We start from the raw sequence: 5,912 nt of genomic DNA, 5'->3' as shown, positions 1-5,912 counted from the left end.
GCGTTCATGAGCCTGGCCTGCTCCATCATCTGCTACCGCCGACTCATCAAATGATGATTCTGTTAGGACTTGTAAGGTGCCATCAGGTCTGCGAAGCCTGCTGGCCGGCGTCGCAGTCACGACCTCGCTCTGCGCGGTGGTCGGCTCCATCTCGACCCGCTCCGAAGGGGGCAGACAAAGGCCGCCCGAACGCGCCACGACCTGCGTGGAATGGCTAGCAAGGGGCAGCACCAACAAGCGGACGCAGGCACGCGAGATCCTCACAGCCCTACGCCAGGTCGATGGCCTCAACGCACCGGGGAGAGCCATGGCCGATCAGTTCGCATGGGCGCTTACCGAGGAGTGCTCAAGCAGCCCGGCTGGCTCGCTGTCCGACCTTGCAGCTGGTCTCTATCAGAACGAACGTGCGACGTTCGGCTAACTTGATCTTTAACGTCGACGGGCTGGCCGATGGCCCCGGGCAATCGTGACGACAGCTCCTGGTTGATCATTTTCCTGTCCAGGGAAGAGATCAACAACCAAGAGCTGCCTGGTGGTCAGGGTGCATGATCCGGTTCGTGGGGCGGCGTTCGGGGAGCTGCGACGGTTCCGGCAAGAGTTCTACGCTTGTCAGACGTCGCGTGCCGATGCGGTGTTCGAGCTGACACTGCCGGTCGAGTTCGGTGGGACGTCGGTGTCGACTCGATCAGCGTGCGGGCGCATCAGCATGCGGCCGGTGCTCGCCGTGACGGTGCCGGGCAGAGGCAGCCGCCGGGTGGGGTCGATATCGAGCCGGACGATCATGTGTTGGGCCGGTCGCGGGGCGGCCGGACCACGAAGGTGCATCGTGCTGTGTACAGGGGCGGAAGGCGCTGGGTGTCCTCGTCCTGGCTGCTCTCGCCGTACCCCCGGCCGTCTTCGTCGACCTTCTGGGTGTTTGAGCCACGATAGACCACCAGTGCGAGGCCGCCCGTTCCGCTCGCGGGCCCGGACGGCCTTCGGGTCGAGGTCGAGCAGTTCACCAGCCTGTGCCCGGCCAACGGCCCATCGCTGCGGGCTGCGCTGGCCGCCGTCGCGGTAGCGCTCGCTGGCCAGCCGCCCGCCTTGCCGCTCGGCTGGGGATGCCGGTCGGTCGCGACACCTTACTCGGTCCCCTCCAGGCGCTGCCCGAGGCGACTGCCGGCGAGATCACCGTCCTCGGCATTGACGACTTCGTGCTGCGGCGCGGGCACGTTTACGATGGCGCCGCGTGATGCGAAGGTCGAGCGCGAGACCATCGCGCAGGCGGCCGTACCGCTCATCGCCGAGTCAGGACGCGACGGGTCGCAACGAGGGTTGGCGCGGGATTTTCATCGCCGGCGCGTGGGGCGCCCCATTCGCAGCGGTCGCCCTCGGCACAACGCTGCGTCGCCAGAGGCCCGAACGCCTGCCGGACGGTTAGCGAGATCCGGGCGGCCAAGGTGAGCGCCCGCCCCGTCGCCGGCGCCACGGGGCTGGTCCCGTGGGTGGCCCATGTTGCGGCCGGGGAAAATGAGATCCATTATCCCGTGAGCAACTCATGCGACGATGCGCATAGACAGACTGGCGAGAGGCCAAAAGCAGATGCCGTTCGCGTGTTCCGCTTGACGTACCAAATGGAAACCGATACCAACAAGGTGTGAAAGCTGCCTTCGTCGGTAAGGGTGGGAGTGGCAAGACCACGCTTGCCGCCCTGTTCTGCCGATTTCTCGCGATCCGGGACGCGTCGCGTGTCCTGGCCTTCGACGCCGACATCAACCAGCATCTGGCGGGCGCGCTGGGCGCCGATCCGCAGGAGGCGGCGCTGCTGCCCGCCCTCGGGGATCACATGGATGCGATCAAGGAGTACCTGCGCGGCGACAACCCGCGGATCGTCTCGGCCGGGACGATGCTGAAGACGACGCCGCCGGGAACCGGATCGCGGCCGGTGCGGGTGGACGAGGCGAATCCCCTTTTCGAGCGGCTCGTACGCACGATCGGTGGAGTGCGGCTGGCCTTGACCGGCCCGTTCGCCGCCGACGATCTCGGGGTGGCCTGCTATCACTCGAAGGTCGGCGCGGTGGAGCTGCTGCTCAACCACATGGTCGACGGGCCCGGCGAGTACGCGGTGGTGGACATGACCGCTGGTGCGGACTCGTTCGCGTCCGGGCTGTTCACCCGGTTCGATCTCACCTTCCTGGTGTGCGAGCCGACGGTGCGCAGTGTCGGGGTGTACCGGCAGTACGTCGGCTACGCCCGTGAGCACGGCGTGCGAGTGCTCGTCGTCGGCAACAAGGTCGAGGACGCCGAGGACGTGGCCTTCCTACGCGCGGAGGTCGGTGACGACCTGCTGTGCTGGTTCACCCGGTCCAGCTTCGTCAAGGCGGCCGAACGCGGCCGGTTCCTGCCGATCGCCGAGCTCGAGCCCGGCAACGCCCGCGCCCTGGCCGACCTGCGGTCCGCGCTCGACGGGTGCGAAAAGGACTGGACCCGGTACGCCGAGCAGGCGGCCGACTTCCACGTCCGCAACGCGCTCGCCTGGGGCAACGCTCGCACCGGCGCGGATCTCACCGCACAGATCGAACCCGGATTCACGCTGGCGGCGGCGACCGCCGCGCGCTGAGCACCGCAACCCAAGGAGGAGCACATGTCCCTGGATGTACCGACCGCGCTGCTGGAACGGGCCGAGGCGGGTCCGGTCGACGACACCGAGTTCATCGCCTGTGTCCGCGATTCGCTGCCGTACGCGTGGACCGTCATCAGCGGTGTCGCCGCCGACCTGCGGGCCGGTGGCGACGAGTACGCCGAGCACAGCGTGCCGCCACCGAGCGAGGCCGAGCGGGGCCAGCTGCTGCGGGCGCTGGCCAGCGACGCCATCCGCGGCGGGCTGGAGCGGCACTTCGGGGTGACGCTCGCGTTCCAGAACTGCCACCGGGTGGCGGCGTTCGCGCCGTCCGCCGTCGGCGGCGAGCGCCACCGCGCGTTCGTCTCGCCGCGTGGGCAACTGCTCAACCAGTCTCCGGAGCTCCGTGACTGCTGAACCGGATCGCAACGGTGGGGCGGCCACAGCCGTCCCGCCGTTGCGAGTCGACCTGTTCCTGGTGGCCGGTCTGTTCCCCGGCGCCACACCCGCCGGAACCCTGCGCGCCGCGGCCGACTACGCCATCGCCGCCGAACGGGCCGGCTTCGACGGCGTCTGGCTCGCCGAACACCACTTCAGCACCTACGGGGTATGTCCCTCGGCGGTGGCCCTGGCCGCACATCTGCTCGGCCGCACGGCCCGGCTGCGCCTGGGCACAGCGGCGGCCGTGCTGTCCACCCGGCATCCGGTCGCCCTCGCCGAGGAGGCCGCGCTGCTCGGCGCGGTGTCCGGCGGACGCTTCGACCTCGGGGTCGCCCGCGGCGGCCCCTGGGTCGACCTCGAGGTCTTCGGCACCGGCCTAGACCGCTACGGCCACGATGGTTTCGCTGCCGCGCTCGACCTGCTCCTGGCCGGGCTCTCCGGTGCGCACACCCTGCGCGGCGACGGGCAGCGGTTCCCGTTCCGCGAGGTCGCGATGATGCCGGTCGCCCAGCGTCGCACGCCGGTGTGGGTGGCGGCCACCGGACCGCCCACGGTGCAGCTGGCCTCGGCCCGCGGCCTGCCCCTGCTGCTCGGTATGCACGACGACGACGCGGCGAAGGCCGCCATGGTGCAGCACCACGCCGGGGCCGCCGACGGCGTCCCGGCCACAGGGCACGCGTCGGCGCATCTGGCCTTCGTCGCCGACACAGTCGAGGACGCCGAGGCCGTGCTGCGCCGCACGATGCCGGCGTGGCTGGCCGCCGCCCGCGCGTCGGTGCGCCTGGACGGCTCCTCATCGCCGCGCCGCGACCCGGGCGACTACCTGGAACACCTCCTCGCCACCCACCCGGTCGGACCACCGGCGCGCTGCGTCCAGCGGCTGCGGGCCACACTCGCGGTCACCGGCGTGCGCCGGCTGCTGCTCATGGTCGAGGGCGGCGGCGACCCCCGGCGCACCCTCACCAACATCGACCGCCTCGGCCGCGAGGTCCTGCCCGACCTCCGCAATTCCTGAGGCGACCGCCGAACAACGACCGCATGGCATGCGCACATTGCCATGCAACGTCTCGTTGTGCGAAATGAAAACGCGTATCGTCTACGCCGATCCGGTCCCGAGGAGCGCCGATGCCGACGCCGTACGCTGAGCACCACCAGCACGTCAGTGCGATCTTCCGCACCCTCGCAGCGCCGCTGCGGCTGGCCATCGTGGAACTGCTCGTCGCCCACCACCGGCTGCACGTCCATGAGATCGTCGCGCTGACCGGAGCCTCGCAGCCTCTCGCATCGCAGCACCTGCGGATCCTGCGCCAGGCCAGATTGGTCGACCGTGTCCCGGCCGGCCACGCCGTCGTCTACCGCCTCGCCCAACCCGAGATCGCCTCGCTGCTCACCGCGGCCGCGCGATGTACCGGCGATCCGACATGACCGAAACGAAACTCGTTACCCCCTGTGCTGCGGCGATCACCTCAGACGGACGGCCGTGCGCGAGTGGGTCGGTCCGGAAGTTCAAGGATCTGCTGCACGAGTTGTACCTCGCCGCGGGACGGCCGTCGTTGACCGCCGTAGCGGAGGACGCCCGCAGCGCCGCAGGTCGCGGGCCGGCCCGCACCACCGTCGGTGCCATGCTGCGGGTCGACTCCGGGCTGCCCAGTGAGGAACACGCTGTCGTCGTGGGCGCGGCGCTGGCTCGCATCGCCGGCCGGAACCCGGGCGCGGTTGGCGAGCAGTTGCGCGCCGCGTGGCGGGCCGCGCACGTAGCCAGCCGGACCCTGCGCGGCCGGCGGCCCGGCGTACCGGTCAGCGCGGCCGATCCATTCGCGCTCGGCGTCCATCAGGCGGGTGGCACGGCCCGTCTGCCGAAATACCTGCGCCGACCGCACGACGACCGGGCAGCCGGCATCGTCCAGCAGGCCAGGTCCGGCAGCAGCCGGATCATGGCCCTCGTCGGCCCGGCGGGCTCGGGCCGGGCTCGCACGGCGTGGGAGGCCGTCCGGACACTGCCCGATGTCTGGCGCATCTGGCGAACCGACGGTGACCCGGCCGAGGAACTGCTCGCCGCCGAGCCGTACACGGTCGTGTGGCTCACCGACGCGACGGCGCTCCTCCAGCCGGACGTCGGGCCGATGCTGGTCGATGCCGTCCGTGCGCGCGTCGATGATCCCGGCCGTGGCCCGGTCCTGGTGGTGCTCCTGATATGGCCCGAGGACTGGTTCCAGCTCACCGCCTGGCTGTTGCCGGGAGAACCTGATCCGCACGCCGCCGCACGGTCGCTGCTGCGGGGCAACGACGTCGTGGTGCCGGATGCCTTCACCGCCAGTCAGGTGGCCGAGGCACGGACCGGCCGCGACGCGGTCCTGCGGGAGGCGGCGGGCGCCGACCAGGGCCAGGTCGCGCAAGCCCTGGCCGGCGTGTTGGACCTGCTGCGCCGGTACCGGCACGCGCCGCCGGACGTGCGAGACGTTCTCGACACCGCCATTGACGCCCGCCGGTTCGGCTGCCCGCCGCGGATCCCGGCCGCGCTACTGAGGCAGGTCGTAGACGATCGCGACACGGCACGCGACGCCATCGCCTATGCGGTCAGCGCCGGGCTGCTCATTGCGACGGACGCCCCCACAGGTGCCGCCGAACGTACCTACCGGCTTGCCGGCGCCCTGTACCACGCGGCCGCCGCCGAGCGGGCGGCGGTCTTCCCGCCAGCGCGTTTCTGGAACGCCCTGGCCGCCGCGGTCACTGATCCCGTGCTCCTGCGCGCGGCCGCCGGCCCCCCCCCCCCGCCGGGGCCGCCCCCCCCCGCCCCCCAAAGGAAGAGCAAACCCGAAAAAAAAAAAAAAAAACGTCTATAAATTGTTTTTCGTGTTTTTGTTGTTAAATG

5 protein-coding genes and 1 pseudogene are annotated in these 5,912 nt (G+C 70.5%); all 6 read left to right on the top strand.

The features are described from left to right. Positions 1–663: 663 nt before the first annotated feature. Positions 664–831: pseudogene (locus ABZS66_RS60030) on the top strand (IS5/IS1182 family transposase); the annotation flags it as partial. A gap of 805 nt (positions 832–1,636) precedes the next feature. After that, the gene (locus tag ABZS66_RS60025) at positions 1,637–2,599 is read left to right on the top strand and encodes an ATP-binding protein (protein WP_354773703.1); all 963 of its coding nucleotides are present in this window, start codon (positions 1,637–1,639) and stop codon (positions 2,597–2,599) included. Positions 2,600–2,623: 24 nt separating this feature from the next. After that, entirely contained in the window at positions 2,624–3,016 is a 393-nt protein-coding gene (locus ABZS66_RS60020; RefSeq protein WP_354773701.1) for an SCO5389 family protein, read from the top strand. Beyond that, entirely contained in the window at positions 3,006–4,055 is a 1,050-nt protein-coding gene (locus ABZS66_RS60015) for an LLM class flavin-dependent oxidoreductase (protein WP_354773699.1), read from the top strand. The genes ABZS66_RS60020 and ABZS66_RS60015 overlap by 11 nt, the downstream gene beginning before the upstream one ends. Before the next feature lie 110 nt (positions 4,056–4,165). Further along, positions 4,166–4,465: a metalloregulator ArsR/SmtB family transcription factor gene (locus ABZS66_RS60010; protein ID WP_354773697.1), complete on the top strand. Its 300-nt coding sequence runs from the start codon at positions 4,166–4,168 to the stop codon at positions 4,463–4,465. A 197-nt stretch (positions 4,466–4,662) separates the two neighbouring features. Continuing rightward, positions 4,663–5,883: a hypothetical protein gene (locus ABZS66_RS60005; RefSeq protein ID WP_354773695.1), complete on the top strand. Its 1,221-nt coding sequence runs from the start codon at positions 4,663–4,665 to the stop codon at positions 5,881–5,883. Positions 5,884–5,912: the final 29 nt, after the last annotated feature.

Source organism: Dactylosporangium sp. NPDC005572 (assembly GCF_040605515.1).
Taxonomy (GTDB): Bacteria; Actinomycetota; Actinomycetes; order Mycobacteriales; family Micromonosporaceae; genus Dactylosporangium.
The sequence above is the reverse complement of the archived record's forward strand: the minus strand, read 5'-3'. Positions and strand labels throughout refer to the sequence as shown.